Source organism: Yersinia sp. 2541 StPb PI, from assembly GCF_052217145.1.
Classification (GTDB): Bacteria; Pseudomonadota; Gammaproteobacteria; order Enterobacterales; family Enterobacteriaceae; genus Yersinia; species Yersinia enterocolitica_E.
The window spans coordinates 2508869-2523682 of the sequence record NZ_JAZGQB010000001.1; the positions used below are offsets into that span (position 1 = coordinate 2508869).

Below are 14814 nucleotides of genomic sequence, written 5' to 3' on the forward strand. Positions count from 1 at the left end.
GTAACTTTAGCTAAACAGTAACAAAGCCAATATAAGAGGGTTGACGCTGGGCACACTTTTGCCTACATTACGCCGGTCGACAGCGTTTAGCGTAGTTGATAGCTGTAACACGGTGAGGTGTCTGAGTGGCTGAAGGAGCACGCCTGGAAAGTGTGTATACGTGTAAGCGTATCGAGGGTTCGAACCCCTCCCTCACCGCCATATTTAGTCTGTAGATGAACCTTGGTTTCTACGACAAACGAAGCGGCAATCGATAACATGTCTGGTTTCATACCTGAACCTGTTAACCCGATTGCCGTTTTTTTTCGCCTTTAGATAGCTTTATTTCCTGCCAAATATCGTTTCAGACATATATACCCAAAATAATTCGAGTTGCAGGAAGACGGCAAACGAAATACAAATCGGTCGGAAACCGATTTGAACAGTATTTATGCTAGCCCGTAGGGTGAGCCTCAAGGATGAGGCTCATTAATCCCGATGGGCTTACATTTGTAAGTGATTCAGATTATTGAGCGTAGCCAACGCACATGCAGCTTGAAGTATGACGGGTATAAACATAATCACTTTATTAAATGCCTCTATTACTAATTGGTTTATTTCCAGTTCAATATTACATGTTACAAGATAAGGAATATTATAAATCCGAAATAACCCATATCGAGGTATCAAATGAAAAATAAGCGATTTTATTTTATTTCTTTATTATTCACCCTGTGTGTTAACTCCCTATCAGCCTCGCCGTTAATCGTTGCTCATCGTGCAGGAACAGCCGATTTCCCAGAGAACACTCGACATGCCATCAGTAAAGCGTTATCAAATAATGCTGATATTATTTGGGTCTCGGTTCAACTTAGTAAAGATGGTGTTTTAGTACTATATCGGCCCAAAGATTTGAGCGAATTGACAAACGGCAGCGGCCTGGTCTCTGACCACTCTTGGCAAGAATTACAGTTATTAGATGCGGCCTATCACTTTAAAAGTGACGATCAGTATACATTCCGCGGATGGGGGGTAAAGATCCCCTCATTACATCATATTTTATTATCGTTCCCAAAAGCAAGATTCACTATAGATATTAAGTCTCCTGATGCAGATCCAAAAATAATAGCGAATGCCATAATAGAAATGAGAGAAAGCATTCTCTCACCTGACCGCATTGTTTTCTATTCTACTGAGAAAAAATATCTTGATGCGCTACCTGATTATATAAGTAAATTCGAGACACGTAATAAAACCCGTAAAATTTTAGCTACTGCGGTGATGGCAGATGAATGTATAATAGCCAAAAACAAGGGTAATTCATTCATTAGCAACCAGAATAGACATTATGCCTTTGAATTAAGACGTGATGTAAAGGTCGTCGAGAAATTCACCCTGGGTAAAGGAACAACCCGGACCCAATTGGTTTGGAATCAACAGGCAATGGACTGTTTCAAGCAGAGCGAAGATGCAAAAATTTTGCTGATTGGCATAAACTCTGCAAAAGATTATCAGCTAGCTAAAGATCTCGGTGCCGATTATGTGATGGTTGATTCACCACTGCAGGCGAAAAATTGGCGTTGATTGCTTATAATTTGCCGGTGATTTACGCTATATGCATGCAGAATAACCAGATGAATGGCAACGGGTAAATACTGCTTGACCATCTGCCTGCTGGTCCCTATAGTACCGCCCCGTTGCCGTGCTTAGCGCGGTAACAAACGGTGAGGTGTCTGAGTGGCTGAAGGAGCACGCCTGGAAAGTGTGTATACGCGTAAGTGTATCGAGGGTTCGAACCCCTCTCTCACCGCCATATTCGAGCAAAAGGCTCTGACGAAAGTCAGAGCCTTTTTCGTGATTCCCACCAAGGTGTTTCTACAACTTACGGCGGCGCCCCTCTTTATCTATGCGGTCTCCCAATGGGGAAAATGGCATTAATCGGCTGTAAACCACTTGATTGCGCCCTTGTTTCTTCGCCTGATAAAGTGCTTCATCCGTCATTTTTAATGCTTTTAGCATCGACATTCCAGGCAAATAAAGAGACGCACCAATCGAGATGGTGGCCTTTATTTTACGTCCGTCAGGTAAAACCACCGCGAGATTCTCAACTTGTTGGAGAATTCGCTCGGCAACCGCTTTAATCGTTTGTGGTTCGTGGCGGCGGGTTATAACAATAAACTCTTCACCGCCATAACGGCCAACAAAGTCCTCATCGCGAATGATTGACGTCAGCAGCTTCCCCACTTCTGTTAGAAGTAAATCACCACCGTCATGACCATAGCTGTCATTCACCGACTTAAAATGGTCCAGATCCAGAATCATTAAACCACACGCCTGACGGCTGTTGTGAATTGCCGCTAATCGATAATCAATACTTGCCCGGTTATTTAGCTGGGTTAATTTGTCAATATTCGCCCGGTTTTTCATCGAAAAATAGGCGGAGATATGACGCTCTTTAAAATTCAGTGCATGGTAGCAAATAGCCAAACAGAGCGCGGAAATCAGTTGATATACTATCACCTGGGCCCAGGTCAAAATATGCGGGGCAACTAATACAGCAACGACCATACGATAAATCGCAATAGCGAGGATTGCGGTATAAAAAATACGATTGCTTTTTCGCTCCCAGACTCGTGACAGTATGAGCGGAATAAATATTATTGTTATAAGAATATTGTCGAGGGTAAACCAGCCTGTGAAAGCAAAATTAATCAGCAATGCCGTCAAGCTACTTAACCAACCACCATAGAAAGTGACCAAAATAATCGGAATCAACTCGAAACTATAGAAAAACGCACCTGAAATCACCCACTGATCCTGATTCAGATAAAGTGAAACCAGTCCCGATGCGACACCAAATAGAATACGTTTCCAGACGTCCCCATTGTAAGAAAAAGCACTGTTCTTACTTAAGGCAAAATAACTGATTGAGAGCGTCGCATAGGTGACACAAGCATCTCGGTATAGTGTCGATAGAGATTCTAATTCGCTCATGGCGTAGCATTAATCCTTTGAATTCTCAGCGAGAATTTTGGCTGACATTGGTTTGTCTTATTGCCAACTAGCATTAAGTAACGTTTTACGTCGAATATATTCATTGGAAATCCTAAACATTAAGCATGGTTAATAGCCATAGTTTCTAACTCAAATCTTAGCTGTGAGACAGGTTTTATTCCTGAATAATTTCACTATGGGACCAATCCCTCAATTCATGTAACAAGATGTCGCCTAATCACCCCCCTTTCGATTTCGCACACAGGATGCAGCCCTAGTTTGGATGCTTATTTTTCAATTTCCGATACTTGGGTCTAAAAGAAGGCGCTAGTGGGGATAATAACCACTTTTCATTTATTCAGGGGAGGAATGCACTGGTCCACCATGAATCCGTTCATTTAACCCTCTTTATAAAACCGACAGTTATCTAATTTTCCGACTGAGATTGATATACATCTAGATCTTAGTCACCTAATTGGCGTATCGTTGTGTTCTGCTACTCGAGACGGACCCTTACTGGCCCGCCATTTATTTTGTCTTTTCTTTATTTGGTTTGCACCTTAGATGAAAACGCACGGAATTAACGGCATTAGGCCGTTCAGCGCGCTTATTGACGCTTGCTGGCGAGAAACCTATACACTTCAAAGACTTCTCAAAGATATAATTGCCGGTGTCACTGTCGGTATCATTGCTATCCCACTGGCGATGGCACTGGCTATTGCCAGTGGTGTCCCACCACAATACGGCTTATATACCTCCGCTATTGCCGGTATTGTCATTGCGGTCACCGGCGGCTCCCGCTATAGCGTATCCGGCCCCACTGCCGCTTTTGTGGTTATTCTCTATCCGGTATCACAGCAGTTTGGTTTAGCGGGTTTACTGCTGGCTACACTGATCTCCGGTATATTTTTATTATTTATGGGCCTAGGGCGACTTGGCCGATTAATTGAATATATCCCGCTGTCCGTCACCCTCGGTTTTACCTCAGGTATTGGTATCACCATTGCCACCATGCAGGTGAAAGATTTCTTTGGCCTGCACCTGACAGAAGTGCCGGAAAATTATGCTGGTAAAGTTGCCGCGTTGGCTCAAGCAATGCCAACCATCAACCTCAGTGATACGCTAATTTCAACCGTCACTCTGCTGGTATTAATACTCTGGCCACGGTTAAAATTAAAGTTACCGGGTCACTTACCGGCATTGGTTGCGGGTACTGCCGTCATGGCGGTGTTATCGCTATTTGATCATCAAGTGGCGACTATCGGCTCGCGCTTTGGCTATTTACTGGCCGATGGCACCCAAGGCCACGGTATTCCCCCCATCCTGCCGCAATTTGTCTTGCCGTGGAATTTACCTGCCGCCAATAGTCAGCCATTTGTATTGAACTGGGCAACCTTCTCTGCATTACTGCCCGCAGCCTTTTCTATGGCAATGCTGGGCGCAATTGAGTCATTGCTCTGCGCCGTCGTACTTGATGGTATGACAGGACAAAAGCATCACTCCAACAGTGAGTTAGTCGGTCAGGGACTGGGGAATATCATTGCGCCATTCTTTGGCGGGATCACTGCGACTGCCGCCATTGCTCGTTCTGCGGCTAATGTTCGCGCAGGTGCAACCTCACCAGTGTCAGCCATCATCCACGCACTGTTGGTCTTACTGGCGTTACTGGTACTGGCACCGATGTTGTCTTATCTGCCTTTAGCTGCGATGGCGTCTCTGCTACTGATTGTGGCCTGGAACATGAGTGAGGCACATAAAGTCGTTGACCTCCTGCGCCGAGCGCCTAAAGATGACATTATTGTGATGTTGTTGTGCATGAGCCTGACGGTATTATTTGACATGGTGATTGCAATCACAGTGGGTATTGTGTTGGCCTCACTGCTGTTTATGCGGCGTATTGCGCGCATGACGCGCCTGAGTGAGATACCCGCGGCTGTTGATGAGCATACGCTGGTATTGCGAGTGAACGGGCCACTGTTTTTCGCTGCCGCAGAGCGGATATTTAATGAGTTACTCAGCCGTTGTGAGAATTATCAAACCATTATTTTGCAGTGGGATGCAGTACCGGTTCTGGATGCCGGTGGCCTAAATGCGTTCCTACGCTTCACAGAGGCGCTGGGCGAGCAACAACAGCTCGTTATCACGGATATTCCTTTCCAGCCGCTGAAGACGCTGGCAAGAGCCAGAGTGCAGCCCATTGAAGGCAAGTTGAGTTTTTATGGGTCACTGCCAGAAGCGCTGGAGGCTTTACGCGTAAGAGGTTAGTCCCTTTGAATGAGTATTACGGTTTTCAAAAAAGGCAGTGTAGTTACCTACACTGCCTTTTCTTTATTCAAATATTACCGGCGAACACTTTTACTTGCTGGTATCCAGCACCGGGAAACTCTTCACTAAATCATCGATAGCTTTCATCTGCACCAGGAACGGTTCTAGTTTGTCTAATGGCAAAGCTGACGGACCATCACACTTGGCGCTGTTCGGCTCTGGGTGCGCTTCGATAAACAACCCTGCCAAACCAACGGCCATGCCAGCACGCGCCAGTTCAGCTACTTGAGCACGACGGCCACCGGAGGCTGCGCCAAACGGGTCACGGCATTGTAATGCGTGAGTCACATCGAAAATAACTGGATGACCGCCAGTCGCCTGGACCATAACGTTGATACCTAACATATCAACCACCAGATTGTCATAACCGAAGTTACTGCCGCGATCACACAAGATCACTTGATCATTACCGGCTTCTTTAAATTTATCGACAATATTGCCCATCTGCCCAGGACTGACAAACTGCGGTTTTTTCACGTTGATAACCGCGCCAGTGCGGGCCATAGCTTCAACCAAATCAGTTTGACGCGCCAAAAATGCCGGTAATTGAATAACATCAACCACTTCGGACACCGGTTTTGCCTGGCTGGCTTCATGCACATCGGTGATGATTTTGACACCAAACTGCTGTTTCAGCTCTTGGAAGATTTTCATCCCCTCTTCCAAACCGGGACCACGGTAAGAATGAATTGAAGAACGGTTGGCTTTGTCGAACGAGGCTTTAAACACATAAGGAATGCCCAACTTTTGGGTCACCGTGACATAATGTTCACAAATGCGCATTGCCAGGTCGCGCGACTCAAGCACATTCATGCCGCCGAACAGCACGAAAGGTAGGTCGTTCGCTAAGTTGATATCGCCAATGCTAACCACTTTCTGTTTCATACTAATACCTTTATAAAGGGTAAATCGAGATTAATTACCACGGTTATGCCGCAAGACATGGCTACCATACAACCGCGGTATAAAAGAGATCAGTGCAATGTCACCCGCTGTTGCTCAATGGAGTGGATCTGCATTTTTATCATTTCAGCAATCGGGTCTTCCGGGCACTGTTCAACAAAATAGCTTAAATCAGAGATAGCAATATGGTTGCAATCCAGTTGGGCATAAATCAAGCCACGGTCGCGGATTTCATAGGGGTCATCGGGGTCAAAAGCCAATACCGCTTCACTGGCGCGCAATGCCAACTCCATCTGCTTCTCTTCCATTAATGCCGCTTTCAATGTATCAAGCATTTTACGAACAATCAGGGTGTTTTCCGCTTCTTCCAGATCTTCATCTTCCAGTTCGGCGCTCAAACCCAGGTTGCCCTTAATCCACACTTCTAGCATATGTTCATTAAGCGTTTCACCGTTTAACGGATTAATCAGCCACATTTCTTCATCTAACCAATCAGCCCGAAGAATTAATTGAGTTGGAAAGATAACTGGCATCAAAGGTAGATCCAGTTGATGGGCGATGTGCAGGAAAATGACGCCCAGCGATACTGGCGTCCCTTGACGTTTATCCAACACTTTATCGAGCCAGATAGCGTCTGACAGGCGATAAACGCCACCAGCACCGCCAAATTTCCATTTACGGTAAAACAGATCAATAAGCACTTCTAATTGCTGATCCTGATTGAGATTGGCGGGCATCGCAGCCCGGGCATCATCAACGAGCTGTTGTAATTGGTTGCGTACATCAACCAGTGGAAAATTCTGTCGAATCTCCTGGGTAACCAATAACACCCCATCACACAGGGACGCGTTGTTAAATTCGAAATCAGCAATGCTACTCATAGATATCCCATCAGCAGTGGTAATTTAGTTGTTGCCAGTTTGACAATCAAATACAGGCAACCCAATGCGAGTATGAAAGCAAGCCAGCGACGATTCTGGCTGCGGGTTCGCTTACCTAATGCGACATAGCCAAGCAGGATATAGATAATAACGCCAAACAGCTTTTCAGTCAGCCATGTTCCTTGCGGACTGAAAGGGTAAAATCCGGTGATAAAAATCAGTACAATACCGCTGACAAATAGCAACGTATCATTGATATGTGGCGTTATTTTTACCCAGCGCTTATCCATCATAGCCGAACCGCGACATTTCCAAAAGAAACGTAATACAAACAGCGTAATACTGATAACTACTGTGAGTAAATGTAAATACTTCATGGCGATATAATCAACCCACATGACTCTCGCTTCCTTATCTATGTTAAATATTTATCGTTTTTTTTATTTGTTGCCGAATAAATGCCGCACAAAATCAGATTTTTCTTGATTAGCCGATCCATTGCCCCAAAGTAACACGATCATTATTACCATAATCTTTATACGTCATTACAGCACTAAATCCGGCGTTTTTAAGTAATTTCTGTACTGCATCGGCTTGCTGCCAGCCATGCTCCAACATTAACCAGCCTCCCGCCTCTAAATAAGCCGGCGCACGACGGATAATCTCGTCCAGTGAAGCCATCCCTTCGGCAGGTGCGACAAGCGCACTGTGAGGCTCAAAGCGGACATCACCTTCGTTCAGATGCGGGTCATCGGCATCAATATAAGGAGGATTGCTAACAATCAGCGTAAATTGTCCGTCGACCGCGTCAAACCAGCTACTTTGCAGGAAATGTACATTATCTATGGCCAGCTTTTCTGCATTATGGCGAGCCAGTGCAACAGCGTCGGCTTGGATGTCCACACCCACCACAGCACAATCTGGCCGCTCACTGGCTAACGCCAAAGCAATAGCACCGGTACCGGTACCCAAATCCAAAATATGGCAAGGAGTGGCTGGCAGATGTGCCAACGCCTGTTCAACCAAACATTCGGTGTCAGGGCGTGGAATAAGAGTGGCGGAGGAAACACTGAGTGGCAATGACCAGAATTCGCGCTCCCCAACCAGATAAGCAATAGGTTCCCCCTGCTCACGCCGGGTTGCCAGTTGTTCCAATCGCTGTAACTGATCGGCTGTCAGCTTAGTTTCACCGAAAGCCAACACATAGGTACGCGCCTTTACGGTGACAAAACTCAATAGAATCTCGGCATCGCGCTTTGGACTGTCACTCTGACTGAAACGGGCTGCCGTTAACGACAGCCACTGCTGATAGTCCATTAATCTTGCTCTGACAACGCAGAGAGCTGGTCGGCTTGATATTCCTGCACAATCGGCTGAATCAGCATATCCAGTTTGCCTTCCATCACTTCATCTAGGCGATAGAGGGTCAGGTTAATGCGATGATCGGTCACTCGGCCCTGTGGGAAGTTATAGGTACGATTACGATCAGAGCGATCACCTGAACCAAGCAGATTACGGCGCTCGGAAGCTTCTGCCAATTGGCGCTTTTGCATTTCTGCGGCACGGATACGTGCACCCAACACCGACATCGCCTTGGCTTTGTTCTTATGTTGTGAGCGCTCATCCTGACACTCCACCACCAAGCCCGTTGGAATATGGGTGATACGGATTGCCGAATCGGTGGTGTTAACGTGCTGACCACCGGCACCAGACGAGCGGAAAGTATCAATACGCAAATCACCGGCATTGATTTCCGGCATCTCAGCTTCAGGAATGGCAGGCATTACCGCGACGGTACAGGCAGAGGTATGAATACGGCCTTGTGATTCGGTTTCGGGTACACGTTGCACACGGTGACCGCCTGACTCGAATTTTAACTGACCAAACACCCCATCACCAGAGACCTTGGCAATCACTTCTTTATAGCCACCATGCTCGCCCTCACTGGCGCTCATGATTTCAACTTTCCAGCGGCGTGCTTCGGCATAACGGCTGTACATACGGAACATGTCACCAGCAAAAATAGCCGCTTCATCACCACCGGTCCCGGCACGAATCTCGAGAAAACAATCACGCTCATCATCAGGGTCTTTAGGGAGCAACAACACTTGCAACTGCTGTTCCAGCTCTTCACTGCGCGCTTTTGCTTCTTTCAGTTCTTCCTGAGCCATTTCGCGCATTTCAAGATCTTCCAGCATCATTTCTGCGGCTTCGAGATCATCTTGCACGCTGCGCCATTCTTTAAAACAGCGGGTGACATCCGTTAATTGCGCATATTCACGTGACAACGCGCGGAAACGGTCTTGATCGGCAATAACGCTGGCATCGCCAAGATACGCCAGCACTTCTTCGTGACGCTCTTGTAACGCTTCCAGTTTGGCAACAATAGAAGACTTCATCCGTGGTTTTAAACCCTGTAATTAGAGGAAACTAATGCTGATCCAGCCCAAGGCTGTCGCGTAATAATTGCAACCGCTCCATATCGCCATCGCTGGCGGCTTGCTGGAGGGATTTGGTAGGAGCATGAATCAGGCGGTTAGTGAGCTTATGGGCCAACTCATTCAACACTTGTTCTACATTGGCACCCTGCTCAATGGCGGCCAATGCTTTAGCGGTCATCTCACTACGAACCTGTTCGGCCTGAGAACGATAATCACGAATGGTTTCAACCGCCCCCTGCGCACGTAGCCAGGCCATAAAATTCATGCTTTCCTGCTGTACTATTGATTCGGCCTGCACCGCAGCGGCCTGACGCTGTGCCATATTGTGCTGAATAATCGCGTGCAGATCATCAACACTGTATAAATAGGCATTAGACAGTTTACCCACTTCTGGCTCAATATCCCGTGGTACGGCGATATCGACAAACAGCATTGGCTGATTGCGGCGGCTTTTCAGAGCACGTTCGACCATTCCCTTACCAATAATAGGCAATGGGCTGGCCGTTGAACTGATAATAATATCGGCATCGGCCAATCGAGCATCAATTTCCGGCAAAGTAATCACTTCGGCCCCCACTTCTGTCGCCAGCACTTGAGCTCGCTCACGGGTACGGTTAGCGATAATCATATGCTTGACTTGATGCTCACGCAGATGACGAGCCACCAGCTCAATGGTTTCCCCAGCCCCCACCAACAGCACATTCAGTTCAGAAAGCGACTCAAATATCTGACGTGCCAGAGTACAGGCAGCAAAAGCAACCGAAACGGCACTGGCTCCAATATCTGTTTCTGTCCGAACCCGTTTGGCAACCGAGAAAGATTTCTGGAACAACCGCTCCAACTCGCCAGACAGCGATTGACCACGCTGAGATTCAGCAAAGGCCTTTTTCACCTGCCCCAAAATTTGGGGTTCGCCTAATACCAGTGAGTCTAACCCGCTGGCAACACGCATCAAATGACTGACGGCATCATTACCATGATGCCAATACAGGCTTTTTTTCACTTCGTCCGGGCTGAGTTTGTGATAGGTACAAAGCCAGGCAATAAGTTGTTCATGCAGATTATCTTGCTGCTCTACGCTGAGATACAACTCAGTTCGGTTACACGTAGACAATACGACACCGCCCTGCACCAACGGCTGTTGGAGCAAGCTGACAAGCGCCTGGTCGATAGATTCCGGTGAAAAGTTCACTCGTTCACGTAAAGATACAGGCGCAGTTTTGTGATTAATGCCTAATGCAAGCAGAGTCATGAGAACGGCTTCGAGTAATACTGATGTTAGTATGGATTCTCGTCTGAACCGCATTCTACTTGATGCGCGGGTTCAATAAAAGTCACAGTGCAATATCCTAAGTATTATCATAAATTATGATCAGAAATTGGTTATCTGCTGTACAACAATATTGCGTAAACCCTGTACAAAATAGAACAAGATATTGACGCTCAGCCTTCAGCCCGTTAGCGTGAGCACCTCAGATACCAATTAGCTAGGTATCAAATAATTTGTTTTATCAAAAATTATTATTTATCGGTAACATGACCTCATCAAAGACGCGTCGCCAATGATATCCGTGCGACCGATAGGATTTATAGCCATATGTCGATGTATAAAATCAGTTTTTATCGCCTGCTCCCTTTAGCAACGCTGTTGCTAGCAGCCTGTAGCACCACGCCACCGACCGGTCCGGCGACCAGTCCGACATCGCCACAGTGGCGTCAACATGAGCAACAATTACAGCAATTGAGCCAATTCCAGACCCGGGGTGCCTTTGCGTATATTTCTGAAAAACAAAAAGTCTATGCGCGCTTTTTCTGGCAACAAACTACACCTGAGCGCTATCGCCTACTGCTGACCAACCCATTGGGCAGCACAGAACTGGAATTGGTGGTACAACCAGGCGTTACCCAGTTGACCGATAATCAAGGCAAACGCTATGTCAGTGATGACCCACAAGAAATGATTCAAAAGTTGACGGGGATGTCCATTCCATTGGAAAGCTTACGTCAGTGGATTTTAGGGTTACCCGGTGATACCACTGATTTCATCCTTGATGATAAGTACCGTTTGAAGCAAGTGACTTATAAACAAAATGGTATGACGTGGGTGGTTGATTATCAGGAATACAACACTCAAGTGACGCCAGCATTGCCGAGCCGCATGGAACTGAGCCAGGGCGGGCAGCGAATTAAGCTAAAAATGGATAATTGGACTGTCAAATAACATGGTTAGCACGCAGCAACATGTCTGGCCCTCACCGGCCAAATTAAACCTGTTTCTTTATATCACCGGGCAACGGGCCGATGGTTATCATGACTTACAAACCCTGTTTCAGTTTCTCGATTATGGCGACCAGCTAACTATTGTGCCGCGAGATGACAATCAGATTCGCTTATTAACGCCAGTTGCAGGCGTAGAAAACGAACAGAACTTGATAATTCGCGCGGCGCGATTGCTACAACAACAATGTCTACAACAATTGCCACAACAACAGCCCGGCACGGTAAAAGTACCTCGTGGGGCAGATATCAGTATTGATAAACGCCTACCAATGGGGGGAGGACTGGGTGGTGGTTCATCTAATGCCGCTACGGTACTGGTTGCACTCAATTTACTGTGGCAATGTGGTTTCTCTGATGAGAAATTGGCCACTCTTGGCCTAACATTAGGTGCCGATGTGCCGGTGTTCGTTCGTGGACATGCTGCCTTTGCTGAGGGAATTGGCGAAAAATTGCAACCTGCGGAGCCTTTAGAGAAGTGGTATTTGGTGGTACACCCCGGTGTAAGCATCCCAACACCAATTATTTTTTCTGATCCTGAATTAAAAAGAAATACGCCAGTTCGCCCACTGGCGGCGCTTTTAAGCACTCCGTACGCAAATGATTGCGAACCGATCGCAAGAAAACGTTTTCGCGAGGTTGAACAGGCTCTTTCATGGCTGTTAGAATACGCTCCGTCACGCCTTACCGGAACCGGTGCTTGTGTGTTTGCAGAATTCGACACTGAGGCATCGGCCCGACAGGTGTTAAGTATTGCCCCGGAGTGGTTGCATGGTTTTGTTGCTCGTGGTGTAAATGTTTCGCCACTGCATCGTGCGCGCTCTGGGAAAATTGAAAGTTGTGAGTGCAGATAACGATTTACAGCGTTATGTAAGGTCGATGTAATGGCTCTACTAACCTTGGGTTCTGAAAATACCTGTCTCATTTGATTGAAAGCCGGTTCATAATGCTGTTTTGTACCCAATAGATTTCAAGATGCAGGAAAGCGGCAAACGAGCGAATCCCGATAACCTTACATGAGTAAGTGATGCGGGTGAACGAGAACAGTCGACACACCTGTAATTTGAATGATGACGGTTATTCACCGTGTTTTGGCTTTAAATACCCGTATGTATATTGCAATCAGTATGAATAATCGCCCCTGATTACTGATATGACAATATCTTCTCTGGACGCATGCCTGAGGTTCTTCTCGTGCCTGATATGAAGCTTTTTGCTGGTAACGCCACCCCGGAACTAGCACAACGTATTGCCAACCGTTTGTACACCAGTCTTGGTGACGCCGCTGTAGGTCGTTTTAGCGACGGCGAAGTGAGCGTGCAAATCAACGAAAATGTACGCGGTGGTGATATTTTCATCATCCAGTCCACCTGCGCACCCACGAACGATAACCTGATGGAACTGGTTGTCATGGTTGATGCCCTGCGTCGCGCCTCCGCAGGACGTATTACTGCTGTTATTCCTTACTTCGGTTACGCTCGTCAGGATCGCCGTGTGCGTTCTGCCCGTGTACCGATCACTGCCAAAGTTGTTGCCGATTTTCTCTCAAGTGTTGGGGTTGACCGCGTATTGACAGTGGATCTACATGCTGAACAGATCCAAGGCTTTTTTGATGTTCCGGTTGATAACGTATTTGGTAGCCCAATCCTGCTGGAAGATATGTTGCAGCAGAATCTGGAAAACCCAATTGTTGTCTCTCCAGACATCGGCGGCGTTGTTCGCGCCAGAGCCATTGCAAAACTGCTGAACGATACTGATATGGCGATTATCGACAAACGCCGCCCACGTGCTAACGTTTCTCAGGTGATGCACATCATCGGTGACGTTGCTGGCCGTGACTGCGTGTTAGTTGACGATATGATCGATACCGGTGGCACATTGTGTAAAGCAGCGGAAGCCCTGAAAGAACGTGGTGCCAAGCGTGTATTTGCTTACGCGACTCACCCGATCTTCTCTGGTAATGCGGTTGAAAACATCAAACATTCTGTTATCGATGAAGTGATTGTTTGTGACACGATTCCGTTGTCAGCTGAAATCAAGGCATTAAAAAATGTGCGTACTCTGACCCTGTCAGGCATGTTGGCTGAAGCCATCCGCCGTATCAGCAATGAAGAGTCCATCTCTGCGATGTTTGAGCATTAATCAGTATTAGGTTGTGGATATCCCTGCGGTGCTATCTGGCCGCAGTTAGCCATTAAGCTATTTTCGCGATAGGTCACTTGGTGGGCATCACGAATGGGGTTCATAACGAATTGATACTATGCAATGCATAAATTGAAGCAGATAAAGAAAAACCCGTTGAAGCAGATGCGACAACGGGTTTTCTACTCTCGATCGCTGAGTTCGTGATCAATAGGTGTTTGTTTTATCGCTCGTTGAGCCCTCATTTACCCCTCCTGCACATCAGCTCAATTAAAAAGCCAAGAAAACAGGTCTATGTTTGCCGCTTCGCTGTAATTAGTCGCTAATGATGCCTTGCTCGCTAGGAGTGACGCTGGTTGCGATTACAACGCTTGTCAAAGTGCTTAATCCACCAATAACGATCCGCAACTTCCTCACGCCCACCGATACGCGCGCCAACTAACCACAACAGTGCGCCGACAAAAATACTCATCACGGCACCATGGGCAAAGAATTGCGGTAGACCCAGTTGGGATACCTCTGTCAGGATTGAGTAACCTACCCCTACGACCATGGTAACCAAACCTAATCCCATCAGCACATTACCGACCCTTGCTGCGCTTTTACGTTTCATATGCCACCTCCACCTAGGTTGCCAATAAATAACCACTGAGCCGAGCGCTAAAACTGCTTGCTTAATGCGATTATTCATGTCCACTTAATAACTAAGTATAGTCAGGCTTGCGAGGAAGGTATTGCGCTTGTGATCACAACTGGCAAATATATTCCAACAAATCTTTACATAATCCAGACATTTGGCACTGAATTTGAATTATACATACAGGCAACTATTCACATCTTGAACTATTCACTCTAAATAAATTCATGCTAGC

Annotated in this window: 13 protein-coding genes and 2 tRNA genes; 7 read left to right on the plus strand and 8 right to left on the minus strand. The window is 46.7% G+C overall.

The genetic code is table 11. The annotated features are described in order from the left end of the window. The first annotated feature begins 111 nt into the window (after nucleotides 1-111). The 3 genes from V1953_RS11150 to V1953_RS11160 all read left to right on the plus strand — a co-directional run bounded on the left by V1953_RS11150 (nucleotide 112) and on the right by V1953_RS11160 (nucleotide 1792). Nucleotides 112-201: transfer RNA gene (locus V1953_RS11150), tRNA-Ser, on the plus strand. A gap of 468 nt (nucleotides 202-669) precedes the next feature. Next, nucleotides 670-1563, plus strand: a complete 894-nt coding sequence (locus V1953_RS11155) for a glycerophosphodiester phosphodiesterase family protein (RefSeq protein ID WP_442850901.1) — start codon at nucleotides 670-672, stop codon at nucleotides 1561-1563. A gap of 139 nt (nucleotides 1564-1702) precedes the next feature. Beyond that, nucleotides 1703-1792, plus strand: a tRNA-Ser gene (locus V1953_RS11160). Nucleotides 1793-1854: 62 nt separating this feature from the next. Here the strand turns inward: V1953_RS11160 and V1953_RS11165 are convergent. Next, entirely contained in the window at nucleotides 1855-2973 is a 1119-nt protein-coding gene (locus tag V1953_RS11165) for a GGDEF domain-containing protein (protein WP_442850902.1), read from the minus strand. 564 nt (nucleotides 2974-3537) lie between these two features. Here V1953_RS11165 and dauA point away from each other — a divergent pair. Further along, nucleotides 3538-5238, plus strand: a complete 1701-nt coding sequence (dauA, locus tag V1953_RS11170) for a C4-dicarboxylic acid transporter DauA (RefSeq protein ID WP_442850903.1) — start codon at nucleotides 3538-3540, stop codon at nucleotides 5236-5238. Between the two features lie 90 nt (nucleotides 5239-5328). On the opposite strand, the gene kdsA is transcribed toward dauA, so the two are convergent. The 6 genes from kdsA to hemA all read right to left on the minus strand — a co-directional run bounded on the left by kdsA (nucleotide 5329) and on the right by hemA (nucleotide 10775). Then, nucleotides 5329-6183, minus strand: coding sequence for a 3-deoxy-8-phosphooctulonate synthase (gene kdsA / locus V1953_RS11175; protein WP_442850904.1), 855 nt, complete (start codon nucleotides 6181-6183; stop codon nucleotides 5329-5331). An 89-nt stretch (nucleotides 6184-6272) separates the two neighbouring features. Further along, nucleotides 6273-7082 carry an invasion regulator SirB1 gene (gene sirB1 / locus V1953_RS11180; protein WP_083159024.1) on the minus strand — a complete coding sequence of 270 codons (810 nt, stop codon included), beginning with the start codon at nucleotides 7080-7082 and terminating at the stop codon, nucleotides 6273-6275. After that, nucleotides 7079-7480, minus strand: a complete 402-nt coding sequence (locus V1953_RS11185) for a SirB2 family protein (protein ID WP_005185164.1) — start codon at nucleotides 7478-7480, stop codon at nucleotides 7079-7081. The genes sirB1 and V1953_RS11185 overlap by 4 nt, the downstream gene beginning before the upstream one ends. 88 nt (nucleotides 7481-7568) lie before the next feature. Further along, on the minus strand, nucleotides 7569-8399 hold the full coding sequence (gene prmC, locus V1953_RS11190) for a peptide chain release factor N(5)-glutamine methyltransferase (protein ID WP_442850905.1): 831 nt from the start codon (nucleotides 8397-8399) through the stop codon (nucleotides 7569-7571). Then, complete coding sequence (gene prfA, locus V1953_RS11195; RefSeq protein WP_005185162.1) at nucleotides 8399-9481, minus strand: peptide chain release factor 1; 1083 nt, start codon at nucleotides 9479-9481, stop codon at nucleotides 8399-8401. Before prfA ends, prmC begins: the two co-directional genes overlap by 1 nt. Before the next feature lie 31 nt (nucleotides 9482-9512). Next, nucleotides 9513-10775: a glutamyl-tRNA reductase gene (gene hemA, locus V1953_RS11200; protein ID WP_083159026.1), complete on the minus strand. Its 1263-nt coding sequence runs from the start codon at nucleotides 10773-10775 to the stop codon at nucleotides 9513-9515. Between the two features lie 345 nt (nucleotides 10776-11120). Here hemA and lolB point away from each other — a divergent pair, with 345 nt between their 5' ends. The 3 genes from lolB (at nucleotide 11121) to prs (ending at nucleotide 13942) form a co-directional block, all read left to right on the plus strand. After that, nucleotides 11121-11744, plus strand: coding sequence for a lipoprotein insertase outer membrane protein LolB (gene lolB, locus V1953_RS11205; protein ID WP_083159027.1), 624 nt, complete (start codon nucleotides 11121-11123; stop codon nucleotides 11742-11744). A 1-nt stretch (nucleotide 11745) separates the two neighbouring features. Then, a complete protein-coding gene (ispE, locus tag V1953_RS11210; RefSeq protein WP_442850906.1) occupies nucleotides 11746-12654 on the plus strand; it encodes a 4-(cytidine 5'-diphospho)-2-C-methyl-D-erythritol kinase in 909 nt (302 codons plus the stop codon). A 340-nt stretch (nucleotides 12655-12994) separates the two neighbouring features. Continuing rightward, a complete protein-coding gene (prs, locus tag V1953_RS11215) occupies nucleotides 12995-13942 on the plus strand; it encodes a ribose-phosphate diphosphokinase (RefSeq protein ID WP_004390739.1) in 948 nt (315 codons plus the stop codon). 340 nt (nucleotides 13943-14282) lie between these two features. On the opposite strand, the gene ychH is transcribed toward prs, so the two are convergent. After that, entirely contained in the window at nucleotides 14283-14555 is a 273-nt protein-coding gene (gene ychH / locus V1953_RS11220; RefSeq protein WP_083159029.1) for a stress-induced protein YchH, read from the minus strand. Between the last annotated feature and the right edge of the window lie 259 nt (nucleotides 14556-14814).